At 70.0% G+C, this 18,704-nt stretch carries 19 protein-coding genes; 10 read left to right on the forward strand and 9 right to left on the reverse strand.

From position 1 onward, the window contains the following. The first annotated feature begins 142 nt into the window (after nucleotides 1–142). Together ACI7YT_RS01435 and ACI7YT_RS01440 are read left to right on the forward strand one after the other, a co-directional pair. Nucleotides 143–1,300, forward strand: coding sequence for an anhydro-N-acetylmuramic acid kinase (locus ACI7YT_RS01435; protein ID WP_406248487.1), 1,158 nt, complete (start codon nucleotides 143–145; stop codon nucleotides 1,298–1,300). A gap of 16 nt (nucleotides 1,301–1,316) precedes the next feature. Next, on the forward strand, nucleotides 1,317–2,024 hold the full coding sequence (locus tag ACI7YT_RS01440) for an O-methyltransferase (RefSeq protein ID WP_406248489.1): 708 nt from the start codon (nucleotides 1,317–1,319) through the stop codon (nucleotides 2,022–2,024). Nucleotides 2,025–2,138: 114 nt separating this feature from the next. Here ACI7YT_RS01440 and ACI7YT_RS01445 read toward each other — a convergent pair whose 3' ends face one another. The 5 genes from ACI7YT_RS01445 to ACI7YT_RS01465 all read right to left on the reverse strand — a co-directional run bounded on the left by ACI7YT_RS01445 (nucleotide 2,139) and on the right by ACI7YT_RS01465 (nucleotide 5,562). After that, the gene (locus tag ACI7YT_RS01445; protein ID WP_406248491.1) at nucleotides 2,139–3,338 is read right to left on the reverse strand and encodes a Fic family protein; all 1,200 of its coding nucleotides are present in this window, start codon (nucleotides 3,336–3,338) and stop codon (nucleotides 2,139–2,141) included. Between the two features lie 65 nt (nucleotides 3,339–3,403). Next, on the reverse strand, nucleotides 3,404–3,559 hold the full coding sequence (locus ACI7YT_RS01450) for a hypothetical protein (RefSeq protein WP_406248493.1): 156 nt from the start codon (nucleotides 3,557–3,559) through the stop codon (nucleotides 3,404–3,406). After that, nucleotides 3,556–4,125 carry a YdeI family protein gene (locus ACI7YT_RS01455; protein ID WP_406248495.1) on the reverse strand — a complete coding sequence of 190 codons (570 nt, stop codon included), beginning with the start codon at nucleotides 4,123–4,125 and terminating at the stop codon, nucleotides 3,556–3,558. The genes ACI7YT_RS01450 and ACI7YT_RS01455 overlap by 4 nt, the downstream gene beginning before the upstream one ends. Before the next feature lies 1 nt (nucleotide 4,126). After that, nucleotides 4,127–4,906 (reverse strand): HAD-IIA family hydrolase, encoded by a 780-nt coding sequence (locus tag ACI7YT_RS01460; RefSeq protein WP_406248497.1) that lies wholly within the window; start codon nucleotides 4,904–4,906, stop codon nucleotides 4,127–4,129. A gap of 23 nt (nucleotides 4,907–4,929) precedes the next feature. Continuing rightward, complete coding sequence (locus ACI7YT_RS01465; protein WP_406248499.1) at nucleotides 4,930–5,562, reverse strand: metal-dependent transcriptional regulator; 633 nt, start codon at nucleotides 5,560–5,562, stop codon at nucleotides 4,930–4,932. A gap of 22 nt (nucleotides 5,563–5,584) precedes the next feature. Here ACI7YT_RS01465 and ACI7YT_RS01470 point away from each other — a divergent pair, with 22 nt between their 5' ends. The 4 genes from ACI7YT_RS01470 to ACI7YT_RS01485 all read left to right on the forward strand — a co-directional run bounded on the left by ACI7YT_RS01470 (nucleotide 5,585) and on the right by ACI7YT_RS01485 (nucleotide 9,303). Next, a complete protein-coding gene (locus ACI7YT_RS01470) occupies nucleotides 5,585–6,202 on the forward strand; it encodes a TrmH family RNA methyltransferase (protein WP_406248500.1) in 618 nt (205 codons plus the stop codon). A gap of 34 nt (nucleotides 6,203–6,236) precedes the next feature. Next, complete coding sequence (locus tag ACI7YT_RS01475; protein WP_406248502.1) at nucleotides 6,237–7,415, forward strand: sensor histidine kinase; 1,179 nt, start codon at nucleotides 6,237–6,239, stop codon at nucleotides 7,413–7,415. Beyond that, entirely contained in the window at nucleotides 7,412–8,068 is a 657-nt protein-coding gene (locus tag ACI7YT_RS01480; RefSeq protein WP_406248504.1) for a response regulator, read from the forward strand. The genes ACI7YT_RS01475 and ACI7YT_RS01480 overlap by 4 nt, the downstream gene beginning before the upstream one ends. An 83-nt stretch (nucleotides 8,069–8,151) precedes the next feature. Continuing rightward, a complete protein-coding gene (locus ACI7YT_RS01485; RefSeq protein ID WP_406248506.1) occupies nucleotides 8,152–9,303 on the forward strand; it encodes a hypothetical protein in 1,152 nt (383 codons plus the stop codon). Between the two features lie 74 nt (nucleotides 9,304–9,377). Here the strand turns inward: ACI7YT_RS01485 and ACI7YT_RS01490 are convergent, their stop codons facing one another. After that, nucleotides 9,378–10,703 carry an MATE family efflux transporter gene (locus ACI7YT_RS01490; RefSeq protein WP_406248508.1) on the reverse strand — a complete coding sequence of 442 codons (1,326 nt, stop codon included), beginning with the start codon at nucleotides 10,701–10,703 and terminating at the stop codon, nucleotides 9,378–9,380. A gap of 72 nt (nucleotides 10,704–10,775) precedes the next feature. On the opposite strand from ACI7YT_RS01490, the gene ACI7YT_RS01495 reads away from it, so the two are divergent. Next, entirely contained in the window at nucleotides 10,776–11,327 is a 552-nt protein-coding gene (locus tag ACI7YT_RS01495) for a DUF1992 domain-containing protein (protein WP_406248510.1), read from the forward strand. A 15-nt stretch (nucleotides 11,328–11,342) separates the two neighbouring features. Here the strand turns inward: ACI7YT_RS01495 and ACI7YT_RS01500 are convergent, their stop codons facing one another. After that, nucleotides 11,343–13,046 carry an amidase gene (locus tag ACI7YT_RS01500; RefSeq protein WP_406248512.1) on the reverse strand — a complete coding sequence of 568 codons (1,704 nt, stop codon included), beginning with the start codon at nucleotides 13,044–13,046 and terminating at the stop codon, nucleotides 11,343–11,345. Continuing rightward, nucleotides 13,043–14,086: an agmatine/peptidylarginine deiminase gene (locus ACI7YT_RS01505; RefSeq protein ID WP_406250651.1), complete on the reverse strand. Its 1,044-nt coding sequence runs from the start codon at nucleotides 14,084–14,086 to the stop codon at nucleotides 13,043–13,045. Before ACI7YT_RS01505 ends, ACI7YT_RS01500 begins: the two co-directional genes overlap by 4 nt. A 75-nt stretch (nucleotides 14,087–14,161) precedes the next feature. Here ACI7YT_RS01505 and ACI7YT_RS01510 point away from each other — a divergent pair, with 75 nt between their 5' ends. From ACI7YT_RS01510 to ACI7YT_RS01520, 3 genes are all read left to right on the forward strand, one after another. Continuing rightward, entirely contained in the window at nucleotides 14,162–14,800 is a 639-nt protein-coding gene (locus ACI7YT_RS01510; RefSeq protein WP_406248514.1) for a TetR/AcrR family transcriptional regulator, read from the forward strand. A gap of 60 nt (nucleotides 14,801–14,860) precedes the next feature. Beyond that, nucleotides 14,861–16,825 carry a M13 family metallopeptidase gene (locus ACI7YT_RS01515; protein ID WP_406248515.1) on the forward strand — a complete coding sequence of 655 codons (1,965 nt, stop codon included), beginning with the start codon at nucleotides 14,861–14,863 and terminating at the stop codon, nucleotides 16,823–16,825. 113 nt (nucleotides 16,826–16,938) lie between these two features. Next, complete coding sequence (locus tag ACI7YT_RS01520) at nucleotides 16,939–17,877, forward strand: serine hydrolase (RefSeq protein WP_406248517.1); 939 nt, start codon at nucleotides 16,939–16,941, stop codon at nucleotides 17,875–17,877. Here the strand turns inward: ACI7YT_RS01520 and ACI7YT_RS01525 are convergent, their stop codons facing one another. Next, the gene (locus tag ACI7YT_RS01525; RefSeq protein WP_406248518.1) at nucleotides 17,878–18,693 is read right to left on the reverse strand and encodes a TspO/MBR family protein; all 816 of its coding nucleotides are present in this window, start codon (nucleotides 18,691–18,693) and stop codon (nucleotides 17,878–17,880) included. Nucleotides 18,694–18,704: the final 11 nt, after the last annotated feature.

Raw genomic sequence — 18,704 nt, forward strand, 5'->3', positions numbered from 1 at the left:
CCTGTCGGACGTTTCGGCGGATTCGGTCCGACATCTGGCGTGTCGGCCCCCGGAACGGTGACGGTCAGACGCGGCGACAGCATTCGGCAGGAGTCCTGACAAATCCGTCGTAGGCTCGGAGGACACGACGGAAGGACATCGGATGCGCGTTCTCGGCCTGCTCTCCGGCACCTCGCACGACGGGATCGACGTCGCCGTCGTCGACTTCGCCGAATCGGACGGACGGCTGCACGGCCGGGTGCTGTACGAAGACAGCATCCCGTACGCGCCCGAGCTGCGCGCCAGGCTGGTGGCCGCCCTTCCCCCCGCGCCGACCACGCTGGCCGAGGTCTGCGAACTCGACACGCTGATCGGCCAGGCTTTCGCCGAGGTGGCAGCGGAAGCCGCGGCATCCGTCGGGGGAGTCGACGCCGTCTGCACCCACGGCCAGACCGTCTTCCACTGGGTCGAGGGCGATCACGCCCGCGGAACGCTGCAGATCGGGCAGCCGGCCTGGATCGCCGAGCGGCTCGGGGTGCCGGTGATCTCGGACGTCCGCATCCGCGACATCACGGCGGGCGGACACGGCGCGCCGCTCGTGTCGTTCCTCGACGAATTGCTGCTGCGCGATCGGGCGGGAACGTCGGCCGCACTGAATCTCGGCGGCATCGCGAACATCACCGTCGTCGGCGATGGCGCGGTCTCGGCGTACGACATCGGTCCGGCGAACGCGCTGGTCGATGCGGTGGTCACCGACGAGCACCTGAATGAACTCGGCTACGACGAGGATGCCGTGATCGCGCGCTCCGGCCGGATCGACGTGCCGCTGCTCGACGCACTCCTCGCCGACGCGTACTACGGGCTGCCGGCGCCCAAGAGCACGGGCAAGGAGCACTTCCACCTCGACTATGTCCGGGCCGCTGTCGCCGAGCTGGGGCGGGCGATTCCGGTCGCCGATCTCGTTCGGACCCTCACCGAGCTGACGGTCCGTACCGTCGCGGCCGACATCCGCCGCGCGGGTATCGGTTTCCTCGCGGTCTCCGGAGGCGGATGCCGCAACCCGCTCATCATGCGGGGGCTGCGCGATGTGCTCCCCGAGGTCGAGGTCGTCCTGGCCGACGAACTCGGTGCCTCGGCCGACGCCAAGGAGGCGATCCTGTTCGCCCTGATCGGCTGGTGCACGATGCACGGCATCCCCGCCGTCGTGCCCGGCGGCACGGGAGCGCGCGCGCCCCGCATCCTCGGGACGATCACCCCGGGTGCGGGTCCGCTGCGGATGCCGGAGCCGGTCGCGAGTGTCGCGAGCCTCACGCTCGCCTGACGGAGAAGATGGAGATATGACACAGAACTCCCTCGGCGCAACGCCGGTGAACAGGTACGAGTCGGCAACGGCATGGCACGACGTCGACGATTACTTCGCGCGACACCTGACACCCGAGGATCCTGCTCTCGTCGCTGCCCGACAGTCCGGGGCGGAGACGACCATGCCGAATGCCGAGGTGGCGCCGAATCAGGGCGCCCTGCTCGGCCTGCTCGCGCAGGTGGTCGGTGCGCGTCGAGTCCTGGAGTTCGGCACCCTCGCCGGCTACTCGACGATCTGGCTCGCTCGTGCCGTCGGGGACCACGGACGGGTGGTGACGCTAGAGCTCGAGGAGCAGAACGCCGAAGTCGCGCGCAAGAACTTCGAGCGGGCCGATCTGATGGACCGAATCGATGTTCTCGTCGGCCCGGCGGGTGACTCCGCACAGCGGCTTATCGCGGAGCAGGCCGAGCCCTTCGACCTGGTGTTCATCGACGCCGACAAGCCCAGCAACCCCGCCTATCTCGCGGCGGCGCTGCAGCTCACGGAATCGGGGGCCGTCATCGTCATCGACAACGTCGTGCGCAATGGCGCGGTCGCGCAGGTGGACAGCGATGACCCTCGCGTGCAGGGGGTTCAGGCGGTCACGCGTGACATCGCCGCACATCCCGGTCTCGATGCCACCGCGATCCAGACGGTCGGCGTCAAAGGCTGGGACGGGCTCATCATCGCTCGACGGCGCTGACGTTCCCCGTACGCGGCCACGGCGTCAGCGATGAGATGCCGTTGATGATCAGCACGGGAACGCGTCCCAGGTCGGGCGAGCGGTCGGCGCAGCATCCGGCTGACGGCCGGATGCTCAGACGCGCCCGCGCCGGGCGCGGTCGGCGAACGCATCGAGGGCGTCGATGACATCACCCGCCTGCCAGATGCGGTAGCGGGTGGCGCCTCCTGCCTGCGTGAGGATGCCGGATTCGGCGAGACGGTTCACGGCGGTGTTGGCCGCTGCTTCACTGACGTCGAGTGCAGCGCTCGCCGTCTTCACGGTGATCACCGGCTGCGCGAGCAGGAGGTCCATCAGGCGATGCGCGGAGGAGTCCGCGCGCGCCCGAACGGCGTCGGACCAGCGGGACCGGGCTTCCTGGATCTCGCGCACCAGATGGCGTCCGTTTCCGATCGCGGCGAACGTCGCGTTCGTGATCGCGTGCACGATCGCGTCGACGTCCCCTGCGCGGTAGTCGGTGAGCGCCTCGAAGTAGGACTGCGGGGAATGCAGCAGCCCGGCCGAGACCGGAACGGTGACGTTTCGGGTCAGTGCACTGCGTCGCAGCATCGCGTGGATGAGCGCTCGTCCGGTGCGCCCGTTGCCGTCGGGGAACGGGTGGATCGTCTCGAACTGCGCATGGGCGATCGCGGCCTGCGCGAGGACGGGGACGTCAGTGCGATCTGCGAAATCCAGCAGATCGCGCATCAGCGCGGGAATCCGCGAATGGTGCGGGGGGACGAAGTCGGCCGCGTGGGGCGAGATCGCTCCCCCGCCGATCCACACCTGTTCGTCGCGCCACTGTCCCACTGCGTTCGGTGCACTGTCGGCGAGCAGGGCCCGATGCATCGCGATCACCGCATCCTCCGTCAGCTCGGCGCTGAGGGCGAGGGCGGAGTCCATGGCGCGTGCGTTTGCGACGACGAGGCGTGCGTTCGCGGAACGGGAAGCGCCGATCGCGGCCAGCGCGACCTGTTTTGCTCCCGCCGTCAGGTTCTCGACCTCGGAGCTCGATGAGGATTCCGAGCGGAGCAGGATAGAGGGAAACGGGGCGATGAACGCCCCTGCTTCAGCATCGAACCTGGCGAGCGCGTGGCTGGCCTCATCGGCGCCGGCCAGGGTGTCGGATTCGAGCGCCACGTCCGTGTTGCGGATCAGGGGCGGCACTGCTGCTTCGTATCGGTCGGTGACGCGACGAAGCGTGCGGCGGGACGCGACCTCGTCACCTGATCGCCGCCACGGCAACGTCTCGTAGATGATGGCCGGCCAACCATTGCCCTGCTGATCGTCAACCATCAGGCCATCTAAGCATAGGTTAGGCGATTATCCTTTACTTAGATCCGATTCCGCTGTCGACTTCGTCAGCGCCTCGGACGGTCGTCGTCGTCCCAGGGACCCTCGTACCAGTCCCCGCGATCGTCCCGCTTCGGGCGCTTGAGCAGCTGCACGGTGACGAGCGTGAGTGACGAGATCCCGATCAGGATCAGCACGAAGAACAGCATGTCGCTCTGATTCATGGGCGCTTTCCTTCCGCGGCATCCGCCACGATCTTCGCGATGCGGGCAGCCTGGGTCTCGGGCCTCTTCGCCATCGCGATGTGCGTGAGGCCGAACTTCTTCACGGACTTGGGGAATGCGTCCCAGTTCGCGCGCGCGGCGGGCAGGGCGTCCAGTGCGGCCGCGAACTCGTCCGGTTCGATACCCGCTTCGGGGCCGTCGAGCATCGTCCACGAGCCGTTCGCCTTGGCGGCCTCGATCGCCCGGAGCCCGGCTGGTGCGATCAGACCGGCGGCCTCGAGCTCTGCGAGGCGCGCCTTGTTGGTTGCGGCCCACCCGCTGGACGGGCGGCGCGGCGAGAACCACTGACCGACCGTGGCGTCGTCGAAGGTGCGCACCGGCCCGTCGATCCAGCCGAAGCACAGGGCGTGCCGGACGGCATCCTCGTAGCCGACGCCCTCGGCGCTGCCGCCGCGGACGCTGAGCAGCCAGACACCGGCAGCACGGGTGTGGTTCGCCTCGAGCCAGGAGCGCCAGGTCGCGGCATCCGCCGCGCGGATGCGCTCGCCGTCGTCGAGGGCGCCCATGTCAGCCCTCTGGGAGCAGATCCGCGACCGAGTTCACGACCTCATCCGGGCGGAACGGGTACTTCTCGATCTCGGCGCGGTCGCTGATGCCGGTGAGCACGAGCACGGTGTGCAGGCCGGCCTCGATGCCCGCGACGACGTCGGTGTCCATGCGGTCGCCGATCATGCCGGTGCGCTTGGAGTGCGCTCCGATCTTGTTGAGCGCCGAGCGGAACATCATCGGGTTCGGCTTGCCGACGACATAGGGCTCCTTGCCCGTGGCCTTGGTGATGAGGGCCGCGATCGCGCCGGTCGCCGGCAGCGGACCGTCGGCGCTCGGGCCGGTCGCATCGGGGTTCGTGACGATGAAGCGCGCGCCGCCGTTGATGAGGCGGATGGCCTTCGTGATGGCCTCGAACGAGTAGTTGCGCGTCTCGCCGACGACGACGAAGTCCGGGGCGGTCTCGGTCATGACGAATCCGGCCTCATGCAGGGCGGTGAGGATGCCGGCCTCGCCGATGACGAACGCGGAGCCGCCAGGGACCTGCTGCTGCAGGAAGGATGCCGTGGCCAGCGCCGAGGTCCAGATGCGGTCCTCCGGGACGCTCAGACCGCTCGCGCGCAGGCGGGCGGAGAGGTCGCGCGCCGTGAAGATCGAGTTGTTCGTCAGCACCAGATACGGGGTTCCGGCGGCCTCCCAGCCGGCGAGCAGTTCGGATGCTCCGGGGATGGCGTCGTTCTCATGGACGAGCACGCCGTCCATGTCGGTGAGCCAGCATTCGATCTCGGTGCGTTCTGCCATGTGCTCAGCCTAGGGGGCGGGGGTTACGCGCTGATCCAGACGACGTCCGCGGCGCCGTCGGGGAGATCAGCGGATGCGCCGTCGATCGTCACTGCGCCGGCGTTCACGGCGACCGCGTGGCCGACCCCGAGGCCGCACGCTTCCAGAGCGCGCAGCAGCTCGGGGTCGCGGTCGTCGACGCGCAGCACGCGCCCGGTGTGGCCGTCAGGCGCATCGGCCAGGAGCACGAACGGGACCCGTTCGACGCTGCCGGCGGCATCCGGTATCGCATCGCCGTGCGGGTCGAACCGAGGCCGGCCCAGGCGCTCGTCGATGCCCTCGAGCAGCCGATCGCTGATGGTGTGCTCCAGAACCTCGGCCTCGTCGTGGACCTCGTCCCAGGCGTAGCCGAACTCCTGGACGAGCCAGGTCTCGATCAGCCGGTGGCGCCGCACCATCGACAGGGCGCGTGCGAGTCCGGCATCCGTCAGCCGCACCGCGCCGTACGGCACGTGCGAGACGAACCCTGCAGCGGCGAGCTTCTTGACCATCTCGGTCACGCTGGACGGCGCGATGCCCAGCTTCGCCGCCAGCTGCGAGGGGGTGATCGGGGCATCCTGCCACTCGGTGTGCGCGTACACCGTCTTCAGGTAGTCGTCTGCTGCGGGGGATGCCACGCGTCCAGACTACGCTGGCGAGGTGAGCGAGACCCCCGAGCGCAGCACCCACGGCGTCGGCCCCTGGGAAGGAGAACGGCCGGAAGGCGACCAGTACGACCCCGAACTGCTCGCGCACGGCGACACCCGCAACGTCATCGACCGCTACCGCTACTGGCGGATGGAGGCGATCGTCGCCGACCTCGACACGAAGCGGCACCCGTTCCACGTCGCCATCGAGAACTGGCAGCACGACATGAACATCGGCTCGATCGTGCGCAGCGCCAACGCATTCCTCGCCGACACGGTCCACATCATCGGGCGCCGCCGCTGGAACAAGCGCGGCGCCATGGTCACCGACCGCTACCAGCACGTCGTCCACCATGAGGACGTCGCGTCCTTCGCCGCCTGGGCACAGGATGCCGGGCTGCCCATCATCGCGGTGGACAACGTCGGCGAAGCAGTGCCGGTGCACCGCGCGGATCTGCCGGAGCGGTGCGTGCTCCTGTTCGGCCAGGAGGGACCAGGGCTCACCGAGGAGGCGCTCGCCGCGGCATCCGGCCACATCGAGATCACGCAGTACGGATCGACCCGATCGATCAACGCATCGGCCGCCGGGGCCGTCGTCATGTACGAGTGGTGCCGTCGGTACGCACCCTGACGCGGCTCGGACGGTGCGAGAGGATGGGCGGGTGATGACGGATCAGCGGGTCCCGCGGGACGCGCCGCGCGCGTGGCAGCGGCTCGACGTGATCACGTGCGCGGTGCTCGCCGCGATCCTCCTGCCCGCCACGGTCGCCGCACTCGCGCAGCCCCCGGGACTCTCCGGTTGGCTCCTCGTACTCGCCGTCGGGCTGTTCGCGCTGCTGCATGCGCTGTCGTTCGTCGCGATCCGCTCGCCGCTGCCGGCTTTCGTCGTCGGCAGCGCGATCATGCTCGCTCTCGCGATGATCCCGGTCGGCGGCGTGAACTCGGCCGCCATGTATCCGTCGGGGATCGCGTACCTGCTCGCCCTCGGGCAGGTCGCACTCCAGTGCGATCGCCGATACAGCACTGCCGCGCTCGCCGTGGGCATCGTGGGATCCGTCATCGTCGTGCTGACCACCCCAGGGCTGGACAATCCGCTCTGGCAGCTCGGCGGGTTCCTCGGGCTGTCTGCGACGATCCTCCTGGCGTGGGCCCTCGGCATCCTGCAGCGGCTGCGCAGGGAACGTGCGGACGAGGAGCTGCGCATGCGCACGCAACGGGCCGTGTCCGAGGAGCGGGAGCGGATCAATCGCGACCTCCACGACCTCGTCGCCCACGCGACGACGGTGATGATCGCCCAGGCCGAAGTCGCCAGAGCATTTCTGCGGGAGGACCCGGAGACCAGCGATCGGGCCCTCGGCGTGGTCGTCGACACGGGGCGGGAAGCTCTGCGCGGCATGCGCGGGATCGTCGCGGACGACGCAGACCGCAATCCCGCTCCCGACCTCGACGCCGTGCGCGCTCTGGTCCAGAGCGCGCGCAGCCCGCGGGCCGTCGTCGAATACGAAGAACGCGGCGTCGCCGGAACGCTCGAGCCGGTCGTCGTGCTCGCTCTGCACCACGTCGTGCGCGAGGCGCTGACCAATGCGTTGCGGCACACCGAACCGCCGGTTCGGGTGATGGTGACGCTGGACTGGACCGGCGCCGGACTGATCGCGATCATCCGCGACGACGGCGGTGCAGGGCGCCGGGCGAACGATCTCGGAGCCGGCGTCGGATTGGTCGGCCTGGCCGAGCGGGTGCGACTGGCCGGCGGGGTGCTCGCGTCCGGCGGCGACGCCGGCGGCTGGATGGTCAAGGCCGAGCTGCCCCGAGCGGATGCCGCGATGAGGGAGGGCGGATCGTGAGGATCCGAGTCCTTCTGGCCGACGACCAGGATCTGCTGCGCGAGGCGCTCGCGATGATGCTCGGCCGTGACGAGCGGCTCGAGATCGCTGGCGCCGTGCGCTCGGGAGACGAGGCGATCGCGTTCGTGCGCGGTCATGCCGTCGACGTGGTCCTGATGGATGTGCGGATGCCGGGGACGGACGGGATCGCGGCGACGGCGGAGGTGCTGCGGCTGCGCCCGCAGACGCGCGTTCTGGTGCTGACGACGTTCGACCTCGACGAATACGTGTTCGCGGCGGTGCGTGCCGGAGCCAGCGGGTTCCTCACGAAGGACGCCGCGCCGCAGGAGGTCGCGGATGCCGTGGTGGCTGTCGCACAGGGTGATCCTGTGCTCGGCGAGCGCGCGATGGCCGCGATGATCGGCTTCGTGCGCGACGGGTCGCCTGCGCCGGACGCGGATGCGGCGCTGGCCGTGCTGAGCCCGCGCGAGAAGGAGGTCGTCCGCCTCCTCGCCACGGGTGCGTCGAACGACGACATCGCGCGGGCGCTGTTCCTGTCGGCGAACACCGTGAAGACCCACGTCAAAGCCGTGCTCGCGAAGCTCGGCCTGCCGGATCGCGTCCACGTCGTGATCTGGGCCTACGAGAACGGCGTGCTGCGCCCGAGGGAGTGAACGACCGAACTCACCCGCACGGGTGACCGCGGTCGTCACCGCGGGTGATGTGCGTGCAGGGCGCGCGTTTCTAGCGTGGGGGCATGTCGAATCGAATCCGCTCTCTGCTCCTGATCATCGCCGTGCTCGGCGGGGCGGTCATCGCCGCCGTGACGCTGCTCCGGATGCTGGCCCCCGATGCCGTCGCCTGGACGGAGGATCTCCATCCGACGTTCCTCGCGCGGCTCGGAGGCAGCACCACCGAGACCATCGTCGGACTGTGCGCAGCGCTGGGGGCCGTCGCCGTCGCCGTGTTCGCCGCCACATCACCACGCGCGAGGTCGGGTCTCACGGCTCTGCGCGTTGCCGCCCTGCTCATCGCCGCGGTCGTCGCCTTCGGCACCCCGGGCGGTGTGATCCCGGCCGCGGGCTACACGTTCGCCCTGCTCGTCGTCGGCGGCATCGTCGTGGCGACCGTCCTGCTCGCCATCCGCCATCCGTGGATCGGATTGCCGGTCGCGTTGGCGATGGCCGCGGGAGTCGTCTACGCCGTGGCCAACCTCGAAGCTGGGCCTCTCGTACCGCGCATCCTGGACGCCATGCTCGACATGCTCCCGACCATGCTGCTGTCCCTGGCGCATGTGATGACGGCGGCGTGCCTGCTCGCGTGGGTGATCGGCGTCAGCGTCGACGCGAGAGGGTCCTTCGCCGGCTGGGTGCTGCGTCACCGGGTCGCGATCACCGTGATCGCGGCACTGTGTTCCGTTCCGTACACGTTCGCGCGTCTGACCTGGCTCACTCCTTGGCCGATGTTCGGCGGCGGCGCCGAGATGTTCGCGGAGTCCCCCGGCACGCAGGTGACCGGCCTGTTGCTCGGCACCGGGATGCTCTTCGGCGGACTGCTCACGCTGGGCCTCGTCCGCCCGTGGGGCGAGCGATTCCCCCGATGGATGGCCGGTCTCGGCGGACGCGTCGTACCGCCGGCCCTGGCGATCCTGCCCGCGAGCCTGGTGAGCGTGCTGTTCACCTCCGGCGGCATCGAGTTCGCCCTCGAGGGTGTCCTCTCGCCGGCCGGGCGGCTCGACGTGCTCTACGTGATGTCGATGTTCCCGTTCTGGCTCTGGGGCCCGCTGCTCGGACTGGCCGCATGGGCGTACGCGATGCACCGGTCCGCTCCGTCGGCGCCCGACGAGGATGCCGAGGCTCGCGCCCGCGCGATGGCTCACCTGGCCGAACTGGAGAGCCGGGAGGCGTGAGGACGCGCCTTCGGCGTCAGCCGCGGTCGACGCCGGAGGCGTTCTTCATCAGCGCGTTCACAGTGCAGAGCCGGTCACACGTTCGCGGTGAGCCAGCACCCCGTCCGGACGCGCCACCCGAGCGTCACGAGACGTGCGAGCAGGTACACGCCGAAGAAGGCCACGGAGAGCCAGGTCACTCCGGCTGTGCCGTCGACGCCCGTGGCGGCGATGATCCACAGCGCGGGGATGAACGGTACGAGATTGAGGGCGCCGGCGATCGCCAGGTAGCGGGCGTCGCCGGCACCCATCAGCACGCCGTCGAGGACGAACACGACACCGGCGACGGGCTGCGCCACCGCCAGGACGATCAGCGCCGGTTGGATCAGCGCTGCGACCTCGGCATCCCCGGTGAAAGCCAGCCCGATCACTGCGGACAGCCCGCCGATCAGGACTCCGACGATCACGCCGAACCATGCGCCCCACGCGACGGTCCGGCCGAGCACGCGGCGAACCATCCGTTCATCCCCGGCGCCGAGCCCCTTGCCGATGAGGGCCTGAGCGGCGATGGCCAGAGCATCCAGGGCGAAGGCCGCGGCCGAGAAGATCGTGAAGACGACCTGCCAGCCGGCCAGTTCGGTCGTGCCGATGCCGGTGGCGACACCGACGGTCGCGAGCAGCGCGACGCGCAGACTCACGGTCCGCAGGAACAACCACCCGCCGGAGCGAGCGGAACCTCGTACGCCATCGCGCTGGGGTCGCACCGACGCCGAGTGGCGTCGGGCGAGTCGGCCGATCACCACCACGTACGCGGCGACCATGCCCCACTGCGCCGTCACGGTCCCGGCGGCGGATCCGGCGATGCCCCAGCCCCAGCCATAGATGAACAGCCAGTTCAGCAGGGCGTTGGCGGCGAAGCCGAGCCCCGCGATCCACAGCGGTGTCACGGTGTCCTGCATGCCGCGCAGCAGACCGGTGGCGGCGAAGACGATGAGCATCGCGGGCAGGCCCCACATCGAGATCGCCAGGTATGTGTCGGCCTGCTCGGCGACGGCCTCCGATGCGCCGAACAACGACACCAGCCACGGCGACGCCATCGCGCCGGCCACGGCCAGCACGGCCCCGAGTCCCAGCGCGAGCCACATGCCGTCGATGCCGACCGACACGGCGTTCTTGGGGTCGCCGGCGCCGAAGCGCCGAGCCACGGCGGGCGTCGTCGAGTACGCCAGGAAGATCATGAGCCCGACGATGGTCTGCAGGACGGCACCCGCGATCCCGAGCCCGGCGAGCGGTGTCGTCCCGAGATGGCCGACGAGCGCGGCATCGACGATGAGGAAGGCGGGTTCGGCCACCAGGGCACCCAGCGCGGGGACGGCGAGGCGCAGGATCTCTCGGTTCAGGGATGCTGCGCGGGCGGTCACCCTCCGAGCCTACGGCCGCGGGGTGCAACACGGCTGTCGTAGGCTGGAAGGACCGGAATCCGGAGGTGCACGATGAGCGATCCCCGAGGAAACGCCGCCCGCTATTGGGCCAGGCAGACCGACCAGCCCGATGCCGAGCCCGCGTCGGCGCCGATGCAGCTCACCGCGGAGAACAAGCACGAATTCGTCGAGACCGCGATCCAGGTCGCTATCCGTCGGGGTGAATTCGATGACCTCCCCGGCGCCGGCAAGCCGCTCGAGGGCCTCGGCACGCACCACGACCCCGACTGGTGGATCCGGCGCAAGATCGAGACGGAGAACCTCACCGGCCTCGGCCCGCCGGCCCTGCTGCTGCGCACCGAGGACCGGGAGCTGAACGACCACCTCGACGCCCTCAGCAGGGAGAGCGACGTCCGTGAGGTGCTCGAGGACTTCAACAAGCGCGTGGTCGACGCGCGGCGTCAGCTCACGGGCGGCCCGCCGGTCGTCACGCGCACCCGGGATGTGGATGCCGAGATCACCGCGTGGCGCGACCGCAGGGCATCGACGCCCGTCGCCGTGTCTCAGGAGCCGGCCCCGACGTCGACGGAAGCCCGGCGGCGCAGCTGGTTCCGGCGCGGCTGAGCCGGCTTCCAGTTCTCAACTCGGCGTCGCGAGCCGCGGTGTCCGCGGCGGTTCGGTGCGGCGGCGTCCGGTCGCCTCGAACGCGAGCCCGAGGGCGAGGAGGGCGGTGTCGTCGTACGCCCGCCCGGCGAACGTCAGGCCAACCGGCATCCCGATGTCGTCCATGGTCCCCATCGGCACGGTGACGGTCGGGATGCCGAGGTGGCGCGGGACGAGGTTGCCGTTGGCGACCCACACGCCGTTGCGCCACCCGGCATCGGCCGAGGCCGGGTCGACGTCCATGTCGGCCGGGCCGATGTCTGCCATCGCGGGGAAGGCGACGGCACCGAGCCCGAGGCCGTCCATCCACTCCTCCAGATCGACGCGGCGGGTCTCCTCGAGGCCGCGCGCACCATCGGCGAGATGCGGGATATCGGTGAAGTGCGCGTAGGGATGCGCTTCCACGACGGCGGGGTACGTGGCGATGTCGTCGTCGAACCCGTCGTAGCGATCCGGCAGCGCGCCGGACGGCGCGGGGAAGATCTGCGCGCCGTCCACGTCGGCGAGGTTCGACAGCTGCGGGTCGCCGTTCGCCCGCAGGAAGTCGTCCCACGCCCAGGCCGAGAGGTCGACGATCTCGTTGTGCAGAAACTCCGGCGAGACGAGACCACGGGTCGCGATCGTCGGGGCGCCGGCACGATCGCCCTCGTAGTTCGTCACCGCGGGGAAGTCCACCTCGACGACCTCTGCGCCGGCGGCCTCCAGGTCGCGGCGCGCCCGCTCCCACAGGGTGAGCACGGACGGACGGGTCTCGATCCGTCGCCCCGTGGAGCCGCCGATCGACGTACCGGTCCCGGCATCCGGATCGGCGTTGATGTACATGCGCGGGACGCCGATCCGCCGGCCGCGCAGATCGGCGGCCGCCAGATCTGCGTACGAGTCGGGCCGCACGTCGGAGGCCCGGGGGATGCTCACCCACGGCTGCGCGCGCCAGAAGTCGCCCCGCACATCGGCGTCGTCCGCGACGATCACGTCGAGCACCTCGAGCAGATCGGCCATCGTCCGGGTGTGCGGCACGACGACGTCCATGGTGGGCACGAGCGGCCAGTTTCCCCGGACCGAGATGACGCCACGGCTGGGCGTGTAGGCGCAGAGGGCGTTGCAGGACGCCGGTGCCCGGCCGCTCGACCAGGTCTCTTCGCCGAGCCCGAAGGCGGCGAAGCCGGCGGCCGTCGCCGTGCCGGACCCGTTGGAGGAGCCGGAGCCGAAGGCGCTGGTCAGCCAGTCGGCGCTGTACGGGCTCTCCGCCCGGCCGTACACGCCGCGCTGCATGCCGCCGTTCGCCATGGGTGGCATGTTGGTCAGGCCGAGGCAGATGGCTCCGCCCGCCCTGAGCCGCTCGATCGTGAACGCGTCGCGCTGCGCGACGAGGTCGGCGAATGCAGGCGATCCGGCCGCTGCGGTGAGGCCCGTGACGAGGTAGCTGTCCTTGGCCGTGTACGGGATGCCGTCCAGCGGGCCGAGCGAGTGCCCGGCCGCCCGGCGGGCATCGGATGCCTCCGCCTCCGCGAGCGCGTCCGGGTTGCGCACCACGATCGCGTTGAGCGCGGTCTCGGTGCCGGGCGCGTCGTACGCGTCGATGCGGGCGAGATAGGCCTGCACCAACGCGACGCTCGTGGCCGCACCCGTCTCGAGCGCTCGCCGCAGGTCGGCGATGGATGCTTCGACCACGTCGATCATGCGGACACGTCCTTCGTGGCCGGCTGCTGCTGAGTGATGCAGTGGATGCCGCCGCCACGAGCGAAGATCGGGCGCGCATCCACGGTCACGGCACGACGGCCGGGGTAGGCGGCCTCGAGGATGTCCCTCGCACGGGCATCGGCGGTGCCCTCCCCGAACCCGCACGCGATCACGGCGTCGTTCACGACGAGGTGGTTGATGTAACTCCAGTCGACGAACCCCTCGTCGTCGCGCAGGGCGGCCGGCGCAGGGACGTCGATGATCTCGAGCGGGCGGCCCGCGGCATCCGTCTGGTCCTGAAGGAAGGCCTTCAGCTCGCGGGTGACGACGTGATCGGGGTGCGCCGGGTCGTCCTGGCGGTGCAGCAGCACGCGGCCGGGACCGGCGAACGCGGCGACGATGTCGACGTGCCCGTTCGTGCCGAATTCGTCGTAGTCGCGGGTGAGTCCTCGGGGCAGCCAGATGGCCTTCGTGGTGCCGATCGTGCGCTCCAGCTCGGCCTCGACGCGGACCTTGTCCGCATACGGGTTGCGGTTCGGGTCGAGCTGCACGGTCTCGGTGAGCAGCACGGTCCCCTCGCCGTCGACGTGGATGCCACCGCCCTCGTTCACGAGGACGGAACTGATGAGCTCGGCTCTCATGCGTTCGGCGACGGTGCGCGCGACGCCTGCCGACACCTGCCACTGGGCCCACGCCGGGGCGCCCCAGCCGTTGAAGATCCAGTCGACGGCGCCGAGGACGCCCGGCCGATCGTCGTCGAGGACGAAGGTGGGGCCGAAGTCGCGCATCCAGAACTCGTCCAGCGGCATCTCGAGGATCTCGACGGCGGAACCGAGCATGTCGTTCGCGCGCGTCATCTCGGTCGGGTCGACGATCATCGTGACCGGCTCGAACTCGGCGATCGCCAGCGCGGTGTCCGTCCACGCGCGATACGCCGTCTCCTGCCATTCGGCGCCGTCGCCCAGGGTGATCCCCGCGCGCGGGAACGCCATCCAGGTGCGCTCGTGCGCATCGCCCTCATGAGGCATCCGCCAGCCCATGTCGTCTCCTTCGATCTCCATCGACCGCATATTGATCGTGCGATCAATACAAGATGTTCCTACACTGGACAGATCATGTCAACGTCCGACGTCCGTCCTCGCACCCGCAAGAGCCCGCAGCAGCGCTCCGGCGAGATCCATGATGCGGCGATCGAGCTCGCGAGGGAAGAGGGCCTGTCCTCGTTGACCCTGCGCGCCGTCGCGGCGCGTGCCGGCGTCGTCCCGGGGCTGGTCGCCCACTACGCATCCAGCATGGATGAGCTCGTCGCCCGGACGTTCCGCGAACTCACGGCATCCGAATTGGACGACGTCCGGACGCACGCCGAGACCGAGGCCGAGCCTGCGGCTCGGATGGCGCGGATGATCTCCACGGTGCTCAGCAGCGATCACGACGACGTCACTCTGGTGTGGGTGGATGCCTGGTCGCTCGGCCGCGGCAGCGCGCCGCTGTCGGTGGCGATCGACGAGCAGATGAGTGCCTGGCAGTCGTTCATCGCGCAGCTCATCGAGGACGGACGACGCACGGGGGTGTTCCGCACAGACGACACGGATGCCGTGGCCTGGCAGATCCTCGCCATGATCGACGGCATCGCCGCGCATGCGCTGACCCGTCGCACCGACGCCGCGCTGTTCGCGGCGCGGCTGGCGCAGGCGTGCGAGACGCTCGTCGGCGCGGCACCGGGGGTGATCGGGGAGCACCTCGCCTCCTCTTGACGGACGGCGGGGTGAGTCGCGGCAGCCGCTCTGTCCGAGTCCGGACATAGGGTGGTGAGCATGACTGATGCTCTTCCCGCAGGCCTGGCCATCGACGAGTTCAGCTCCGGCATCCGACCGCAGGACGACCTGTATCGGCATGTGAACGGCGCGTGGATCGACCGCACCGAGATCCCCGGCGACAAGGCGCGCTGGGGCTCGTTCCACCTCCTGGCCGAACAGGCCGAGAAGGATGTGCGGGCGATCATCGAGGAATCGCAGACGGCAGAGCCCGGCACCCTGGCGCGCAAGATCGGCGACCTGTTCGCCAGCTTCATGGACACCGACCGCATCGCGGCCGCTGGTGTGACGCCGCTGGCCGAGACGCTCGCCGAGATCGACGCGATCGATTCGGTCTCCGCGCTGCTGCACGTCGCCGGCGTGTACGAACGCGACGGCCGGGCGCACCTGATCGGGTTCTACGTCGACGGAGACCCCGGCGACCCGGAGCGCTACCTTCCGGTGCTCGTGCAGTCCGGTCTCTCACTGCCGGACGAGAGCTACTACCGCCTCGAGAACTTCGCGAGCACGCGTGCGACGTACCGCGAGCATCTCGAGCGCCTGCTCTCCCTCGCCGGGCTCGCGGATGCCGCTGCTGAGGCCGATCGCTCGATCGCCCTCGAGACCGAGCTGGCCGGCCACCACTGGGACAACGTGCGCAGCCGCGATGCCGTGGAGACCTACAACCTCAAGACCTGGGACGAGCTCCAGGAACTGGCAGGAGTCGACCTGACGCCGTGGCGCGACGCGGTCGCGCCGACCAACCCCGACGCGTTCGCCGAGGCCGTCGCCTCGCAGCCGAGCTTCTTCGAGGGGCTGGGCGCGCTGCTGGTCGCCGAGCGCCTCGACGACTGGAAGGCCTGGCTGCGCGCGCAGGTCGTGCACGCCGCCGCCCCGTTCCTGACCGACGACATCGTGCTGGAGAACTTCTCGTTCTACGGCACCGAGCTCTCCGGCATCCCGACGATCCGCGAACGCTGGAAGCGCGGCGTCTCGGTCACCGAAGGCGCCCTCGGCGAGGCGATCGGCAAGGTCTACGTCGAGCGGCACTACCCGCCGACGGCCAAGGCCGCCATGGACGAGCTCGTCGCGAACCTCATCGAGGCGTACCGGCAGAGCATCACCGAGCTCGAGTGGATGAGCCCGGACACGCGAGAGAAGGCTCTGGCCAAGCTCGATGCGTTCACCCCGAAGATCGGGCACCCCGAGGTGTGGCGCGACTACTCCTCGCTCGAGGTCGACGCGGCTGACCTGTTCGGCAACGTCCGTCGCGCCAACGTGTTCGAGCACGACCGCAATGTCGACAAGGTGGGCAAGTCCATCGACCGCACCGAGTGGCACATGCCGCCGCAGATGGTGAACGCGTACTACAACCCGTCCATGAACGAGATCGTCTTCCCTGCGGCGATCCTGCAGTACCCGTTCTTCGACGCGACCCGCGATGCGGCCGCGAACTACGGCGGCATCGGTGCCGTGATCGGTCATGAGATCGGCCACGGGTTCGATGATCAGGGCAGCAGGTACGACGGACAGGGCAAGCTCGAGGACTGGTGGACAGATGCCGATCGCGCCGCCTTCGAAGAGCGCACCAAGGCGCTCATTGCGCAGTACGACGCGCTCGTCCCGGCCGGACTCGCCGCCGAGCACCACGTGAACGGTGCGCTCACGATCGGCGAGAACATCGGTGACCTCGGCGGCCTCGGCATCGCGCTGAAGGCCTACGAGCTCTCCCTGGCCGGCACCGAGGCGCCCGTCATCGACGGCTACACCGGCGTGCAGCGGCTCTTCCTCTCGTGGGCGCAGGCCTGGCAGCAGAAGAGCCGGGAGGCTGAGACGATCCGCCTTCTGACGATCGACCCTCACTCGCCGAACGAGTTCCGCTGCAACCAGATCGTGCGCAACATCCCCGCGTTCTACGAGGCCTTCGACGTCGCCGAGCAGGACGAACTGTTCCTGCCCGTTGACGCGCGTGTGACGATCTGGTGACTATTCACGGCTCGAGGTGATCGCAGGGGGACCGGGCGGGGTTACGATAGCCCTGCTGCTGGGGAGTTGCCCCTCCCCGGTCCCCCTCCAACCCTTGCCGTGAAGGACCACGCGTGGGATCCTCCCTCCCCCCGGCCCCCGAGCCCGTCGACGGCGTACCGTCGACCGCTGTGCGTCGTTCGCACCGCAGCGCCCGTCGTCTGCCGCGTCGCGCGGCCGTGGGGCGACGGTCCTTCGACGCCACGCTGAAGGCACTGGAGGAACTGGCGGATGCCGGGGCTCAGGTCTCGGTGCATGTCGTCGATCTCGACACGCACACGCACGTTCTCTCCGGCGACGATCACGTGACGATGCCGATCGCCGGCCTCGGCGTCGTGCCGCTGCTGATCGAGGTCGCCGCGGCCTTCGAGGATGGTTCGCTGGACCCGCTGGAGATCGTCGAACGATCCTCGGTCGAGGCCGTCACGACGGCGGGGCTGTGGCGGCACCTGCGCGCGCCGGCGCTTCCGCTCACGGATCTCGCCGTGCTCGCGGCGACCGCGGGCGACCCGATCGCCGTCAATGCGCTGCTGCAGCGCGTCGGGCACGAGCGTGTGAGTGCGCGGATCGAAGGTCTCGGCCTCACCCGCACCGCGATCCTGGATCGCTTCCGCGACGACCGCGGACCCGACGACGCCCCGCACGTCGCGGTGGGTTCGAGCCGCGAACTGGCCGGCCTGTTCTCCGCTCTGGTGAACTCCGAGGTGGTCGATGCCGCGGTGAGCGCGCAGGTCTCGGAATGGCTCAGCCTGAACCAGGACCTCAGCCTGGTCGCCGCGTCGACCGGGCTCGACCCGTTCGCCCACGATCACGACCAGCACGGATTGCTGTTCATCAACAAGACCGGCAGGGACCGCGGCGTGCGGGCCGAGGCCGGCGTGCTGGCGGGACCCCGATCCGGCATCGCCTACGCCATGATCGTGTGCTTCGACGACCTGTCGATCGCGCATCGGCTGCGCGCCCACGACGCCTTCCGTGTGCTGGGCGTGGAGCTCATGGAGTACACGCACTGATCAACGGGCTGCCGCCCGCTGAGGGGTGGCCCTGACCGCGGCGTAGACGCCGGCCGCGCCGATCAGCACGGCCGCAGCGACCGCGGTCACGCCGATCGCCGTGCTGGCGGGCTCCGCGGTCAGGCGCCCGACAGCCAGCCAGGCGAGGCCCCAGGCGGTGGCGATCGCGGGAGAGAGGCGGCGGGTCGCCAGGGCGCTGGCGGTCCCGATCGCGGTGACGACGACGAGGACCGCGACGCCCCAGACATCCGCCTGCTCCGCGAACGACTGGGGCAGCAGCTGCGACAGCCATGCCGAGATGTTCGCAACCGTCGCGATCGTCACCCAGCCGAAGTGCAGGCCCATCGTGACGTCGACCAGCACGCGGTCGACGGCGTTTCGGGCGTGAGAGGCGCCGAGCAGGACGATGATCCGCGCGAGCACGGCGAGCAGCGCGACGATGACGAGCACGGTGAGCAGGAGGGTTCCGAAGCGTGCCGCGACGAGCCAGAGCCCGTTGAGCACCATGGACCCCGCGATCCACCAGCCGGCGCGTCGTTGGCGGACGTCCGCCCGCTGAGCCGGGAGCGCCTGCCAGATCGTGTAGCAGGCCAGACCGATGTAGATCACGGTCCAGATGGCGAAGGCGGGCCCCGCCGGTGCCAGGTACGATCCCTCCGCTGACAGTGCGCCGTTCTGCAGCTCGTTCACGGGGGCGCCGCCGAATGCGCCGCCGCCGACCGTGGCGCCGATCAGCATGAACACGGCGGCCGCGATGACGGCGGACTGGCGGACGATGTCGGTGCGGGTGCTGCCCGCTCGAGGTGTCTCGCTCATGCCCCGACCCT

Source organism: Microbacterium sp. M, from assembly GCF_045181065.1.
In the GTDB taxonomy this organism is placed as follows: Bacteria; Actinomycetota; Actinomycetes; order Actinomycetales; family Microbacteriaceae; genus Microbacterium.